Source organism: Frigoribacterium sp. NBH87, from assembly GCF_014217665.1.
GTDB lineage: Bacteria > Actinomycetota > Actinomycetes > Actinomycetales > Microbacteriaceae > Frigoribacterium > Frigoribacterium endophyticum.
In genome coordinates this window covers 1,927,261-1,941,239 of sequence record NZ_CP043650.1, presented here as the reverse complement: position 1 = coordinate 1,941,239, position 13,979 = coordinate 1,927,261, and the positions used below count along the sequence as shown (strand labels likewise).

Genomic DNA, 13,979 nt, shown 5'->3' with positions numbered 1-13,979 from the left:
TCGCCTCACCGGCCCGCGTGCGAGTACTGCATCTCAGCCTGACCGACTTCCGGAACTACGCGTCCGCAGAAGTCGCGCTCGCGCGCGGGCCCAACCTCTTCGTCGGCAGCAACGGCCAGGGCAAGACGAACCTGGTCGAGTCGCTCGGCTACCTGGCGAGCCTCGGCTCGCACCGGGTGTCGTCCGACGCCGCGCTGATCCGGCAGGGCACCGACTCGGCCATCGTGCGGGCCCGCCTCGAGGCGGGAGACCGCGAGCTCCTCGCCGAGGTCCAGATCAACCGGTCGTCGCCCAACCGTGCGCAGGTCAACCGCGGGGCGATCAAGCCCCGCGAGCTGCCGCGCTACTTCACCAGCGTGCTCTTCGCGCCGGAGGACCTCGCACTCGTCCGCGGGGAGCCCTCGGGCCGCCGTCGCTTCCTCGACGAGCTGCTCGTGACCCGCTCGCCGCGCCTCGCGGGCGTCCAGGCCGACTACGAGCGGGTGCTCAAGCAGCGCAACACGCTCCTGAAGTCGGCCCGCGCCTCCGGCGTCAAGCCGAACCAGCTCGGCACGCTCGACATCTGGGACGAACGGCTCGTCGCGCTCGGCAGCGAGATCGTCGTCGCCCGTGACCAGCTCGTCGCCGACCTCGCCCCCGAGGTCGCCCGGTCGTACGCCGCCGTCGCCGGCGAGGACCACGCCGCCCGGCTCTCGACGGTCCTCAGCATCCGGGGCTCCGTGCCCGACGACGAGACCACCGCGGCGGAGGCGCCGAGCGAGTCGATCCCGCCGGCGGAGGTCCCCGAGGTCTTCCGCCAGGCGCTCGCGCGGGTGCGGCCGTCCGAGCTCGACCGCGGTCTCACCCTCGTCGGCCCGCACCGCGACGACCTCTTCCTCTCGCTCAACGCGCTGCCGGCGCGCGGGTACGCCAGCCACGGGGAGTCGTGGTCGTTCGCACTCGCGCTCAAGCTCGCGTCTGCCGCCGTCATCCGCACGGACTCCGCGACGGGCGACCCGGTGATCGTGCTCGACGACGTGTTCGCCGAGCTCGACGGGTCACGGCGCGAGCGCCTCGCCGACGCCGTCGCCGACTACGAGCAGGTGCTCATCACCGCCGCGGTCGAGGGCGACGTGCCCGCCCGGCTCAAGGCGCACACGGTCCGGATCGCGAAGGGCACGATCGTCGACCAGCCCGCGCCGGTCGACGAGGCGGCGCCGGTCAGCGAGGCGGCGCCGGTCGACGAGGCCGCGCCGGTCGACGAGGCGGCGACCCCGTGAGCGACGACGCGACCACCCCGGCGACGGAGCCGGCCCCGGCGACCGAGCCCGCGCCTCCCCGGGGCGACAACGAGGCGCAGCGCGTGTACCTCCGGTTCCGGCGCGTGTTCGGCGACCCGAACGGCCGCTCGCGCGACGGCCGTCGTCGCAAGGCCATCAAGCTGGGCTCGCCGAGCCAGCCGTTCGGCACCGGCCGGGAGCCCCGCGGCATCGCCGACGTGCTCGCCACCGTCACGACCGAGATGGGCTGGAGCTCGCCGCTGGCGCAGTCCGAGCTGATGACCGCGTGGCCCGACATGGTCGGCGAGGAGCTCGCCGCGCACTCCGACCCGGTGTCGATCGACGACGGCACGCTGACCGTGCAGTGCGACTCCACGGCGTGGGCGACGCAGCTCCGGCTCATGCGCGGGACGGTCACGACGACCATCGTCCAGAGGTACCCCGACGCGGGGATCCAGTCGGTGCGTTTCCTGGCACCCAACGCCCCGTCCTGGAAACGCGGCCCCAGATCGGTTCCAGGGCGTGGTCCTCGCGATACTTACGGCTAGGGAGGGTGAATCGTCCAACAGGCTCGTGAAAATCCGTCTGTGGGCGGATCTCGCCCTACGGGGGACACGCCTGCGGTAGACTCTGAGGGTCGTCTGACCGCTCTGCGCGCCCGCGTGTCGCAGCGGGGCGACACCCCTCGTCCCGTCCGGCAGGAGCCCCCACGCACATGTCACCGAACCCCACCGACGCCCAGCCCGACGACTCCTACGGCGCCAGTGCGATCCAGGTTCTCGAGGGCCTCGAGGCCGTGCGCAAGCGGCCCGGCATGTACATCGGCTCGACGGGGCCCCGCGGTCTGCACCACCTGGTCTACGAGATCGTCGACAACTCGGTCGACGAGGCGCTGGCCGGCCACTGCGACCACATCGAGATCACCATGCGCGAAGACGGCGGCGTGCGCGTCGTCGACAACGGCCGCGGCATCCCGGTCGACGTCCACCCGATCGAGGGCCGGTCGACCGTCGAGGTCGTGCTCACCGTCCTGCACGCGGGCGGCAAGTTCGGCGGCGGCGGCTACGCCGTCTCGGGCGGCCTGCACGGCGTCGGCAGCTCGGTGGTCAACGCCCTCTCGAGCGAGCTCGACGTCGAGGTCCGCCGCCAGGGCAACGTCTACCGCCAGAGCTTCACCGACGGCGTGCCCGTCGCGCCGCTCGCGAAGGGCGAGGCCGACGACACCACCGGCACCACGATCACCTTCTGGCCCAACGCCGAGATCTTCGAGACGGTCGACTTCGACTACGAGACCCTCCGCACCCGGTTCCAGCAGATGGCCTTCCTCAACAAGGGCCTCCGCATCGAGCTCAGCGACGAGCGCGTGCAGGAGGAGGGCGTCGAGGCCCGCCACGACGTCTTCCACTACGAGAAGGGCCTCGTCGACTACGTCGAGTACCTGAACACGGTGAAGAAGGTCGAGACCGTCCACGACGACATCATCGCCTTCGAGCAGGAGGACGTCGAGCGCAAGATCTCGCTCGAGGTCGCCATGCAGTGGAACACCTCCTACCAGGAGAGCGTCCACACCTACGCGAACACGATCAACACGCACGAGGGCGGCACCCACGAAGAGGGCTTCCGCGCCGCGCTGACGACGCTGATCAACCGCTACGCCCGCGAGAAGAACCTGCTCAAGGAGAAGGACGACAACCTGTCGGGCGACGACGTCCGCGAAGGCCTCACCGCCGTCATCTCGATCAAGCTCGGCGAGCCGCAGTTCGAGGGCCAGACGAAGACCAAGCTCGGCAACACCGAGGCGAAGTCGTTCGTGCAGAAGGTCGCCGGCTCGCAGCTCAACGACTGGTTCGACCGCAACCCGAAGCAGGCCGGCGAGATCGTCCGCAAGGGCATCCTGGCCTCGCAGGCCCGCCTCGCCGCCCGCAAGGCGCGCGAGCAGACCCGCCGCAAGGGCGTCCTCGAGTCGAACGGCATGCCCGGCAAGCTCAAGGACTGCCAGAGCAAAGACCCGTCGCTCTCCGAGATCTTCATCGTCGAGGGCGACTCGGCCGGCGGCTCGGCCGTCCAGGGGCGCAACCCCGAGACGCAGGCGATCCTCCCGCTCCGCGGCAAGATCCTCAACGTCGAGAAGGCGCGCCTCGACCGTGCGCTCGGCAACAACGAGGTGCAGGCGATGATCAAGGCGTTCGGCGCCGACATCGGCGAGGACTTCGACCCCGACAAGGCGAGGTACCACAAGATCGTCCTGATGGCCGACGCCGACGTCGACGGCCAGCACATCACGACCCTCCTGCTGACGCTGCTCTTCCGCTACATGCGCCCGCTCATCGACCTCGGCTACGTGTACCTCGCGCAGCCGCCGCTGTTCAAGCTCAAGTGGAGCAACGCGCCGCACGAGTACGTCTACAGCGACGCCGAGCGCGACGCGATGCTCGTGCAGGGCCGTGCCGCCGGCAAGCGCATCCCGAAGGACAACGGGATCCAGCGCTACAAGGGCCTCGGCGAGATGGACTACAAGGAGCTGTGGGAGACCACCATGGACCCGGACACCCGCACCCTGCTCCAGGTCACCCTCGAGGACGCCGCGGCCGCCGACACGATCTTCGACACGCTGATGGGCGAGAACGTCGAGTCACGCCGTGCCTTCATCCAGCAGAACGCGAAAGACGTGCGCTTCCTCGACATCTGATGCGCGCCTCCGGCTGAGCTGGAGCACGCCCGCGCCCCGCGGAGACGACCGGGGCACACCACGACAGACGGAGAATTATGGCCGACGAGCCGACCCAGACCCCCGAGGGCGACGACGCCGAGGGCACCCCCACCTTCGCCCCGGCGATCAAGCGCGACAGCATCGAGCAGGTCGACCTGCAGCTCGAGATGCAGCGCTCGTACCTCGACTACGCGATGAGCGTCATCGTCGGGCGTGCCCTGCCGGAGGTGCGTGACGGCCTCAAGCCCGTCCACCGCCGCGTCATCTACGCGATGTACGACGGCGGCTACCGCCCCGACCGCGCGTTCTCGAAGTGCTCGCGCGTCGTCGGCGACGTCATGGGCCAGTTCCACCCGCACGGCGACACGGCGATCTACGACGCGCTCGTCCGTCTCGTGCAGCCGTGGAGCCTCCGCTACCCGCTCGCCCTGGGCCAGGGAAACTTCGGCTCGCCCGGCAACGACGGCGCCGCCGCCCCCCGGTACACCGAGACGAAGATGGCCCCGCTCGCCCTCGAGATGGTCCGCGACATCGACGAAGACACCGTCGACTTCCAGGACAACTACGACGGCCGCACGCAGGAGCCCGCGATCCTGCCGAGCCGGTTCCCGAACCTCCTCGTCAACGGCTCCGTCGGCATCGCCGTCGGCATGGCCACGAACATCCCGCCGCACAACCTCCGCGAGGTCGCGGCGGGCGCGCAGTGGTACCTCCAGAACCCCGAGGCCACCCGCGAAGAGCTGCTCGAGGCGCTGATCCAGCGCGTCAAGGGCCCCGACTTCCCGACCGGCGCGCAGATCCTCGGCGTCAAGGGCATCCAGGACGCCTACCGCACGGGCCGCGGCTCGATCACCATGCGCGCGGTCGTCTCGGTGGAGGAGATCCAGGGGCGCACCTGCCTCGTCGTCACCGAGCTGCCGTACCAGGTGAACCCCGACAACCTCGCGATCAAGATCGCCGAGCTCGTCAAGGACGGCCGCATCGGCGGCATCGCCGACATCCGCGACGAGACCTCCGGCCGCACCGGCCAGCGCCTCGTCATCGTTCTCAAGCGCGACGCCGTCGCCAAGGTCGTGCTGAACAACCTCTACAAGCACACCAGCCTGCAAGAGAACTTCGGCGCGAACATGCTCGCCATCGTCGACGGCGTGCCCCGCACGCTGGCGCTCGACGGCTTCATCTCGGCGTGGGTCGACCACCAGATCGAGGTCATCGTCCGTCGGACCCAGTTCCGGCTGAAGAAGGCCGAGGCCGACGCGCACATCCTCCGCGGCTACCTCAAGGCGCTCGACGCCCTCGACGAGGTCATCGCGCTCATCCGCCGCTCGCCCACCGTCGAGGAGGCGCGGGGCGGCCTGATGGAGCTGCTCGACGTCGACGAGATCCAGGCCTCGGCCATCCTCAACCTCCAGCTGCGCCGCCTGGCGGCCCTCGAGCGCCAGAAGATCCAGGACGACGCCGACAAGCTCGAGCGCGAGATCGCCGACTACAAGGACATCCTCGCCAAGCCCGAGCGCCAGCGCAGCATCGTCAGCGACGAGCTGCAGGAGATCACCGACAAGTACGGCGACGACCGCCGCACCGAGATCATGTTCGGCTTCGACGGCGACATGAGCGTCGAGGACCTCATCCCCGAGGAGGAGATGGTCGTCACCATCACCCGCGGCGGGTACGTCAAGCGCACGCGCAGCGACAACTACCGCAGCCAGCACCGCGGCGGCAAGGGAGTCCGCGGCGCCCAGCTCCGCGCCGACGACGTCGTCGACCACTTCTTCGTGACGACGACGCACCACTGGCTGCTCTTCCTCACGAACAAGGGCCGCGTCTACCGCGCCAAGACCTACGAGCTGCAGGAGGCCGGGCGCGACGCCAAGGGCCAGCACGTGGCGAACCTGCTCGCGATGCAGCCCGACGAGTCCATCTCGCAGGTGCTCGACATCCGCGACTACGAGGTGGCGCAGTACCTCGTGCTCGCCACGCGGGAGGGCCTGATCAAGAAGACGGCGCTCACCGAGTACGACACGAACCGCACCGGCGGCATCATCGCGATCAACCTGCGCGACGACGACGAGCTCGTCTCGGCGCTGCTCGTCGACGAGAGCGACGACCTGCTGCTGGTGTCCCGTCACGGCATGTCGCTGCGCTTCACCGCCACCAACGACTCCCTCCGTCCGATGGGGCGCTCGACCTCGGGCGTGAAGGGCATGACCTTCCGCGAGGGCGACACCCTCCTGTCGGCGTCGGTCGCCGACGACACGGGCTACGTGTTCGTCGTCACCGAGGGCGGCTACGCGAAGCGCACCGCCGCCGACCAGTACCGCGTGCAGAACCGCGGCGGCCTCGGCATCAAGGTCGCCAAGCTGGCGGAGGCGCGGGGCGACCTCGCCGGCGCCCTCATCGTCGGCGAGGACGACGAGGTGCTCGTCGTGCTCTCGAGCGGCAAGGTGGTACGGTCTGCCGTGGCCGAGGTGCCGGCCAAGGGCCGTGACACCATGGGCGTGGTGTTCGCGCGCTTCGCCGCTGATGACCGCATCATCGCCGTGGCGCGCAACACCGAACGGAATCTCGTGGCACAGTCCGACGAGGCCGTCATCGACGCGGTCGGTGACAACGAAGCTGTGCCCGCCGTGAGCCCCGGCGACGTGATCGACACCGTCGAGAACGCTCCGGAGCCCGCCGTCGAGCCCGCTGACGACAGCACGGAAGAGGAACCGATCAATGAGTAGCGTCGCTGACAGACTCCAGAGCAAGGCCAAGAAGCCCTCGGGCACCAAGCAGGTCCGACTCAAGCTCGTCTACATCGACTTCTGGTCGGTCGTGAAGCTGTCGTTCCTCATCGCGGTGGCCCTCGGCATCATCACGATCGTCGCGACGTTCCTGATCTGGCTGATCCTCAACCAGACCGGGATCTTCAACGACCTCGACACCCTGCTGCGCGACATCCTCGGCGACCAGAACTTCTCCATCCAGGACACGTTCTCGATCGCCCAGATCATGCTCTTCAGCATCGTCGTGGCCGTCCTCAACGTCGTCGTCGGCACCGTCATCGGTGCCATCGTCGCCGTGCTGTACAACCTGAGCGTCCGCGTCACCGGCGGCCTGCTCGTGGGCTTCACGAACAACTGAACCGGCTCACGGGCCGAGCAGACGCTCGATTCGTGAACTCCGTCGTCGTGCTGTAGGCTTTACGACGGTCCGGGGGCTATAGCTCAGGCGGTTAGAGCGCTTCGCTGATAACGAAGAGGTCACAGGTTCAAGTCCTGTTAGCCCCACTCCCGTGAGAACCACCGACGGGTTCCCCGGCGCGGTTCACTCCGCCGAACGGGGCCTTAGCTCAGTTGGTAGAGCGCCTGCTTTGCAAGCAGGATGTCAGGAGTTCGATTCTCCTAGGCTCCACGAAAAATGGGTCTTTCCCTGCTCGTTCCCCTTCGGGGAACTCGCGGGGATTTTTCGTTCGTGCTTGTTGGCTGCGCCGCCGCTCCTGCGGCGCAGCACCGTGCGGGGCCAGCTCCCGAAGGGGGAGGCGCAACGTCGCTTCGCTCGTTGCGGGGGACGTCGCTTCGCTCGTCGCCGCGGGTGACGACGCTTCGCTCGTCACCTGCCGGATGACGTCGCTTCGCTCGTCATCTGACGGGCGGCGTCGCTTCGCTCGTCGGGGGGGGCGGGAGGCGACGCGGCTCGGCTCGCGGTGGCGGGAAAGCGAGAGAGATCCGGGGGATGAGGCCCCGGTAGTGCGGGTGCAGCCGCATCCGCGTGGCGATCTCTCTCAAATTAGGAGGTCGGAGGCGGCGACGTCGACTCGGGGGCCGGGCTCGGAGCCGCGGACGGGGGCGGGGGACGTGGCTTCGCTCGTCGGGGGCGGGGGGACGTGCGAGAGGGCCCGCTCCCCCCGGAGCGGGCCCTCTCGGGGGTGGTGCGGGGCGACTAGGCCTTGGTGTCGGCGTCGTCGTCGGCGACCCAGAGCTCGTCGTCGGCACGGAGGGTCTGCACGGCGGCGAAGACGATCCCGCCGAGGGCGACCACGCCGAGACCGATCAGCAGCACGCCGCCGACGCCGGGGCCCGACTTCTTCTTCGAGGGCACGTACTTGGCCGCGACCTTCGAACCCTGCTTCTTGGCGTTCTTGACGGCCTTCTTCACCTTGGGGTCGTTGACCAGGTCGAGGCCCGAGAGGTAGGAGGCGACGGCCGGGTACACGTCGTGCTTCCAGCGGTCCTGCGCGACGGCCGCGGCGTGCGAGCTCGCGGCGAGGCCGGAGGAGACGGCCGGGCGGACGTTCGCGTCGACGGCGCCCTTGACGCGCGGCACGACGGTCTTGTTCGCGTACTTCACGCCGTGGTCACGGGCGTCGCCGATGACCTTGCCGGCGTGGCCGAGGACCTCACGCTGCTCCGACCACACGTCGACCGCGTGCTTCTTGAACTTCTTCAGTTCTTTCTTCTGCTTGCGTGACAGGGCCACAGTGTTCCTCCAACGACTAGTAGGCAACGGGTGAGTACGATGCTGGCCTCCCATCCTGGCACGAGGCATCCTGGCAGGTAACACCGCGATCGCTGGGCACCTGCTGGGGGGTCCGGGCCCTGTGGGACAATGGCGCTCATGTCCACGCACACTGCTGTCGCCACCCTCACGACCAACCTCGGCACGATCAAGGTCGACCTCTTCGGCGACCACGCCCCCAAGACCGTCGCCAACTTCGTCGGCCTCGCCACCGGAACGATCGAGTGGACCCACCCCGCCACGGGCAAGGTCAGCACCGACAAGCTCTACGACGGCGTCGTCTTCCACCGCATCATCAAGGACTTCATGCTCCAGGGCGGCGACCCGCTCGGCCAGGGCGTCGGCGGCCCCGGCTACCAGTTCGACGACGAGATCCACCCCGAGCTGAACTTCAACGCCCCCTACGTCCTCGCCATGGCCAACGCCGGCACCCGCGGCGGCAAGGGCACCAACGGCTCGCAGTTCTTCATCACCACGGTGCCCACCCCCTGGCTGCAGGGCAAGCACACCATCTTCGGCGTCGTCTCCGACGACGAGTCGAAGAAGGTCGTCGACGCGATCGAGGCCGTCAAGACCGACGCCCGCGACAAGCCGATCGACGACGTCGTGCTCGAGAGCGTCACCATCGACGAGGTCTAGGTGACCGACGCTCCCCGGAACGCCGCGAACTACTGCTACCGCCACCCCGACCGGCAGAGCTTCGTGCTCTGCCAGCGGTGCGGGCGCACGATCTGCGGCGAGTGCCAGACCCCGGCCGCGGTCGGCGTGCACTGCCCCGAGTGCGTGCGTGAGGCGCGCGGTTCCGCGCCGCGCGTGAAGCCGGCCGTCGTGACCCGCTTCCGCGGAGCCGCCGCGGCGGGGAAGCCCGTCGTGACGTACAGCATCATGGCCGTCACCGCGGTCGTCTTCCTGCTGCAGCTGCTCACGGGGGTCGGCAACGGCGTCGTGACGCAGGCGCTCGTCTTCTACGCGCCGGTCGAGATCCAGCAGCCCTGGCGCATGGTCACGACGATGTTCGTCCACGGCAGCTTCTGGCACATCCTCTTCAACATGTACTCCCTGTACATCTTCGGAGCGGAGCTCGAACGCCAGCTCGGTCGGGCCCGGTACGCGGCGCTGTACTTCATCGCCGGCATCGGCGGGTCGGCGGCGGTCGCGGTCCTGGCACCGTCCTCGGTGGTGCTGGGCGCCTCCGGTGCGGTGTTCGGCCTAATGGCCGCGTTCTTCGTGATCGCCCGCAGCCTCGGCAGCCGCAGCATCCAGCTGCTGGTGCTCGTGGCGATCAACCTCGCCCTCGGCTTCATCCTGCCGAGCGTCGCCTGGCAGGCCCACGTCGGTGGCCTGATCGCCGGAGGCGCGGTGGCGTTCCTGTACTCCAAGACACGTCACCGGTCGAAGCGCGCCCTGCAGACCGGCGTGCTCGTCGCCCTCGGCGTCGCGGTGGTCGCGATCACCCTGCTCAGGTCGGCGCAGCTGATCGGTCTGCTCTGAGCGTCGAGCGCCGTCCGGGCTCGAACACCTGAACGACAGAAGAGGCGGCTCCCCTGTGGGGAGCCGCCTCTTCTCGGTTCTGGCCGGGCAGTGTGACCGGGACTTTCTCCTCAGTGTTCTCCACAGGGAGTTATCCACAGGCTTATTAACACTGGGGAGAACTACGCGGGGGTAGTTCCGAAGACCCGTTCGAGCAGGCCGTGACGCGGAGAGCCCGCGTCAGCGCCAGCGGGTGGTCATGAGGAAGCCGACGAACATGATGCCGAAGCCGATCAGGATGTTCCACGAGCCGAGCGACTGCACGGGCAGCGTGCTCTGGCTGACGTAGAACACCACGATCCAGGCCAGGCCGACGAGCATGAAGCCGAACATGACCGGCTTGAACCAGACCGGGTTCGGCGCCTCGGCGGAGGTCTGAGCCTCGCCGGAGCGGGCCTCGCGGGCGCGGGCGGGCTTCGTCGTGCGGTTCTTGTCAGTGGCCATGGCGCACATACTAGCGTCCCGGGTGCTGGGGGAGCCCTGGTCCCTCCCCAGGTGAACGCCGTGTGACGGCCGCTTTCCCGCACGGGTGCAGCACGTAGGATCGAGCCATGGATGACGACTCCCGCCGGTCCCGTGGCCGACGCCGTGCCGCCGCGGCGAAGCCGCCACGGCCCCGTCGGCCCCGACGGCGCGTCTCGGTCGTGGGGGTCTTCGGCGAGCTGCTGATCACGGCGGGCGTCCTCGTGCTGCTGTTCATCGCGTGGCAGCAGTGGTTCAACGACCTCGTCGTCGCCGACGAGCACCGTGACCAGGCATCGCAGCTCAGCGAGCAGTTCGAGCAGCAGGCCAGCGCGGCGCCCACGGAGGTGCCCGAGGGCGCCGACCCGCCGGTGACGGCCGCGCCGGCCGAGGCGCAGACCTTCGCGAACTTCTACGTGCCCCGCTTCGGCGCCGACTACGCCGTGCCCATCGCCGGCGGCACGAGCACGGTGCGCACGCTCAACAAGATCGGCATCGGCCACTACGACGAGACGCAGATGCCGGGTCAGGTCGGCAACTTCGGCATCGCGGCGCACCGCACGACGTACGGGGCGCCGTTCAACAAGATCGCCGACCTGCAGCCCGGCGACAAGATCTACGTGCAGACGCAGGACGGCTGGTACACGTACACCTTCCGCAACCTGCAGTACGTGCCGGCGACCCAGGTCTCCGTGCTGCAGCCGGTGCCCGACGCACCCGACGTGAGCGCCGCCTCCGGCGAGCGTCTCATCACGCTGACCAGCTGCAACCCGATGTTCACGGCGCAGGAGCGCATCGTGGCGTACGGGGTCTACGATTCGTGGTCGCCCCTCACCGAGGTGCCGGCCGAGCTGGCCGCGGCCGGAGTGGGAGCCTGACGATGTACTCGAGCCTCTGGCGCGTCCTGCCCGGCCCCTGGTGGGTGCGGCTGTTCCTCGTCCTCGTGCTGCTCGCAGCCGCCCTGTACGCCCTCGTCGAGTGGGTCTTCCCGTTCGTCAACGAGATCATCCCCGCCCCCGACGTCACCGTGGAGACCCCGTGACCCGAGTCCTCGTCGTCGACAACTACGACAGCTTCGTCTACACCCTGAACGGCTACCTGCAGCAGCTCGGCGCCGAGACCGACGTCGTGCGCAACGACGCCTTCGCCGCCGCCGACGTCGCGGCGCGCATCGCCGACTACGACGCCGTCCTGCTGTCGCCGGGCCCGGGCACGCCGGCCGCGGCCGGCGTCTCGATCGACGTCGTGCACGCGGCGCTCGAGGCCGACCTGCCCCTGCTCGGCGTGTGCCTCGGCCACCAGGCGATCGCCGAGGCGATGGGCGCGACCGTCACCCACGCCGAGGAGCTCATGCACGGCAAGACGTCGCAGGTCAGCCACGACGCGAGCGTGATCTACGACGGCGTGCCGCAACCCTTCACGGCCACCCGGTACCACTCGCTGGCGGTCGTCGACGAGACCGTGCCGACCGACCTCGAGGTGACCTCGCGGACGGACGGCGGGGTGATCATGGGTCTGCAGCACCGATCGGCGCCCGTCTACGGCGTGCAGTTCCACCCGGAGTCGGTACTCACCCAGGGCGGTTACCGGATGATCGGCAACTGGCTCGGCGTCGCGGGCCTGCCGGAGGCGGCGGTCACCGCCCGAGGGCTCGACCCGTTGACGGGTCGCCGCTGACCGGAGGGCGCACCCGGCGCACGAGCGTGTTCCGGGCCGTTGGGGCTACTCGGCGCTGCAGATGCCCAGCTGGATCGTCGAGCCCTGCGGCTGGTCGCCCGGCGGCAGGGACTGCGTCGACACGCTCTGGCCGGAGCAGCCGGCGTCCGGGTAGGTGCCGACCACGAGGCCCAGCTCGTCGCCCAGGACGCTCATCGCCGCCGTGACCGACTGACGCGTGACGTCGGGCACCTGCACCAGGCCGTTCGAGACGACGAGGTCGACCGTCGTGCCCTCGGCCACCTGCTCGGCCTCGGCGGGGTCGGCCTCGAGCACGCCCCCCGCGGGGACGTCGGTCGAGTAGTCGGTCGTCTGCGTGCCCTGGGTGAGCCCGGCGCCGGTGACGGCCGCCCAGGCGGCCGCGACGTCGAGCCCCTTCAGGGCCGGGACGGCGACCATGGTCGGCCCCGAGGAGACCTGCAGGGTCACCTCGGTCTCCTCCGGCACCTCCGTGGTGCCCTCGGCCGGGGAGGCGCCGATCACCTCGTCGACCGGGACGGAGTCGCTGGGCACGTCGGCGCGGACGGCCACCAGCCCGACGTCCTCCAGGGCCGCCGCGGCGTCGTCGTAGCTCATGCCCACGACGGCGGGCACGGTCGAGCCCGTGGCCGTCGCGATCTCGGGGGGCTTGATGTTGGCGACCCAGAAGACGACGGCGAGCACGACGATGGCGACGAGCACGATGCCGGCCCAGATCCACGCGACCGGCGGTCGCGTCTGCGTGCGCTGCGGCCGGTCGTTGTCGTCGGAGGAGAGCTCCTTCAGGGCCGCGTCGCTGCCGACCGCGGACAGCGCGTCGACGCCGAACATGGTCGCGTTCGCGTCGTGCACGGGCTGCCGCCGCGCCGGGGCGCGCCCCGCGGCGGCCGCGGCGACGTCGTCACGGAACTCGGCCGCGGTCTGGAACCGCTCGAAGCGGTCCTTCGCCAGGGCGCGGAGCACGACGGCGTCGAGGCCCGGCGAGACCGCCGGGGCGATCGTGCTCGGCGGGACGGGAGCCTCGCTGACGTGCTGGTAGGCGACGGCGACCGGCGACGAGCCCCGGAACGGCGGCCGGCCGGTGAGCAGCTCGAAGAGCATGACCCCGGTCGAGTAGAGGTCGGAGCGGGCGTCGACGGTCTCGCCGCGCGCCTGCTCGGGGCTGAAGTACTGGGCGGTGCCGAGGATCGCCGTCGTCTGTGCGACGGTCGCGGCGGAGTCGGAGATGGCCCGGGCGATGCCGAAGTCCATCACCTTCACCTGGCCCGCGTGGGTGACCATGACGTTGCCGGGCTTGATGTCGCGGTGCACGATGCCGGCGCGGTGCGAGTACTCGAGGGCGGTGAGCACGCCCTCCGTGAGGCGGGCCGCCTCGGCGGGCTCGAGCGGGCCCTCGGCGACGATGTCCTTGAGCAGGCGGCCCTCGACGTACTCCATGATGATGAAGGGCACCTGCACCTCCTGGCCGCGCGCGTCGCGGGCGGACTCCTCGCCGGCGTCGAAGACGCGGACGATGGTGGGGTGGGCCATGCGGGCGGCCGCCTGGGCCTCCTGGCGGAAGCGGGTGCGGAAGGCCGGGTCGAGCGCCAGCGACGGCTTCATCAGCTTGATCGCGACCTTGCGCCCCAGCCGGGCGTCGGTGCCGACGTGGACGTCGGCCATCCCGCCCCGACCGATGAGATCGCCGATCTGATACCGGTTGGCGAGGAGGTGGATTCCCTCTCTCACGCCTTCAACCACGCCCTGCACTCCCGTCGCGACCGCAGGTCGGATCAGCGGTCCTCGCAAGTGTACTTGCCGCCCCGCCCCCCATCCGGGTCGCG

At 69.9% G+C, this 13,979-nt stretch carries 13 protein-coding genes and 2 tRNA genes; 12 read left to right on the top strand and 3 right to left on the bottom strand.

What is annotated here, in order from left to right; all coding sequences use genetic code 11:
- Window positions 1–17: 17 nt before the first annotated feature.
- The 7 genes from recF (at window position 18) to F1C15_RS09015 (ending at window position 7,365) form a co-directional block, all read left to right on the top strand.
- Entirely contained in the window at window positions 18–1,259 is a 1,242-nt protein-coding gene (gene recF, locus F1C15_RS09045; RefSeq protein WP_185230695.1) for a DNA replication/repair protein RecF, read from the top strand.
- The gene (locus F1C15_RS09040) at window positions 1,256–1,807 is read left to right on the top strand and encodes a DciA family protein (protein WP_185230693.1); all 552 of its coding nucleotides are present in this window, start codon (window positions 1,256–1,258) and stop codon (window positions 1,805–1,807) included. The genes recF and F1C15_RS09040 overlap by 4 nt, the downstream gene beginning before the upstream one ends.
- Window positions 1,808–1,974: 167 nt before the next feature.
- Window positions 1,975–3,948 (top strand): DNA topoisomerase (ATP-hydrolyzing) subunit B, encoded by a 1,974-nt coding sequence (gene gyrB, locus F1C15_RS09035; protein ID WP_185230691.1) that lies wholly within the window; start codon window positions 1,975–1,977, stop codon window positions 3,946–3,948.
- Window positions 3,949–4,025: 77 nt separating this feature from the next.
- Window positions 4,026–6,695, top strand: coding sequence for a DNA gyrase subunit A (gyrA, locus tag F1C15_RS09030; protein WP_185230689.1), 2,670 nt, complete (start codon window positions 4,026–4,028; stop codon window positions 6,693–6,695).
- Window positions 6,688–7,095, top strand: coding sequence for a DUF3566 domain-containing protein (locus tag F1C15_RS09025; protein ID WP_056058111.1), 408 nt, complete (start codon window positions 6,688–6,690; stop codon window positions 7,093–7,095). The genes gyrA and F1C15_RS09025 overlap by 8 nt, the downstream gene beginning before the upstream one ends.
- 72 nt (window positions 7,096–7,167) lie before the next feature.
- Window positions 7,168–7,241 (top strand) — tRNA-Ile (locus tag F1C15_RS09020).
- Between the two features lie 51 nt (window positions 7,242–7,292).
- A tRNA-Ala gene (locus tag F1C15_RS09015) sits at window positions 7,293–7,365 on the top strand.
- Window positions 7,366–7,893: 528 nt separating this feature from the next.
- On the opposite strand, the gene F1C15_RS09010 is transcribed toward F1C15_RS09015, so the two are convergent.
- A complete protein-coding gene (locus F1C15_RS09010; protein ID WP_056058109.1) occupies window positions 7,894–8,430 on the bottom strand; it encodes a hypothetical protein in 537 nt (178 codons plus the stop codon).
- A 138-nt stretch (window positions 8,431–8,568) separates the two neighbouring features.
- Here F1C15_RS09010 and F1C15_RS09005 point away from each other — a divergent pair, with 138 nt between their 5' ends.
- Both F1C15_RS09005 and F1C15_RS09000 read left to right on the top strand, forming a co-directional pair.
- Window positions 8,569–9,108 (top strand): peptidylprolyl isomerase, encoded by a 540-nt coding sequence (locus F1C15_RS09005; protein WP_056059244.1) that lies wholly within the window; start codon window positions 8,569–8,571, stop codon window positions 9,106–9,108.
- On the top strand, window positions 9,109–9,960 hold the full coding sequence (locus tag F1C15_RS09000; RefSeq protein WP_056058106.1) for a rhomboid family intramembrane serine protease: 852 nt from the start codon (window positions 9,109–9,111) through the stop codon (window positions 9,958–9,960).
- Window positions 9,961–10,179: 219 nt separating this feature from the next.
- Here F1C15_RS09000 and F1C15_RS08995 read toward each other — a convergent pair whose 3' ends face one another.
- Window positions 10,180–10,443 (bottom strand): cell division protein CrgA, encoded by a 264-nt coding sequence (locus tag F1C15_RS08995; RefSeq protein WP_056058103.1) that lies wholly within the window; start codon window positions 10,441–10,443, stop codon window positions 10,180–10,182.
- A 107-nt stretch (window positions 10,444–10,550) separates the two neighbouring features.
- Here F1C15_RS08995 and F1C15_RS08990 point away from each other — a divergent pair, with 107 nt between their 5' ends.
- The 3 genes from F1C15_RS08990 to F1C15_RS08980 are packed head-to-tail and all read left to right on the top strand — an operon-like array spanning window position 10,551 to window position 12,138.
- Window positions 10,551–11,339 carry a class E sortase gene (locus tag F1C15_RS08990; protein WP_082514651.1) on the top strand — a complete coding sequence of 263 codons (789 nt, stop codon included), beginning with the start codon at window positions 10,551–10,553 and terminating at the stop codon, window positions 11,337–11,339.
- 2 nt (window positions 11,340–11,341) lie between these two features.
- A complete protein-coding gene (locus tag F1C15_RS08985) occupies window positions 11,342–11,503 on the top strand; it encodes a hypothetical protein (protein ID WP_185230687.1) in 162 nt (53 codons plus the stop codon).
- Window positions 11,500–12,138 (top strand): aminodeoxychorismate/anthranilate synthase component II, encoded by a 639-nt coding sequence (locus tag F1C15_RS08980; protein WP_056058098.1) that lies wholly within the window; start codon window positions 11,500–11,502, stop codon window positions 12,136–12,138. Before F1C15_RS08985 ends, F1C15_RS08980 begins: the two co-directional genes overlap by 4 nt.
- 45 nt (window positions 12,139–12,183) lie before the next feature.
- Here the strand turns inward: F1C15_RS08980 and pknB are convergent, their stop codons facing one another.
- Window positions 12,184–13,884, bottom strand: coding sequence for a Stk1 family PASTA domain-containing Ser/Thr kinase (pknB, locus tag F1C15_RS08975; protein ID WP_219731535.1), 1,701 nt, complete (start codon window positions 13,882–13,884; stop codon window positions 12,184–12,186).
- Window positions 13,885–13,979 lie beyond the last annotated feature (95 nt).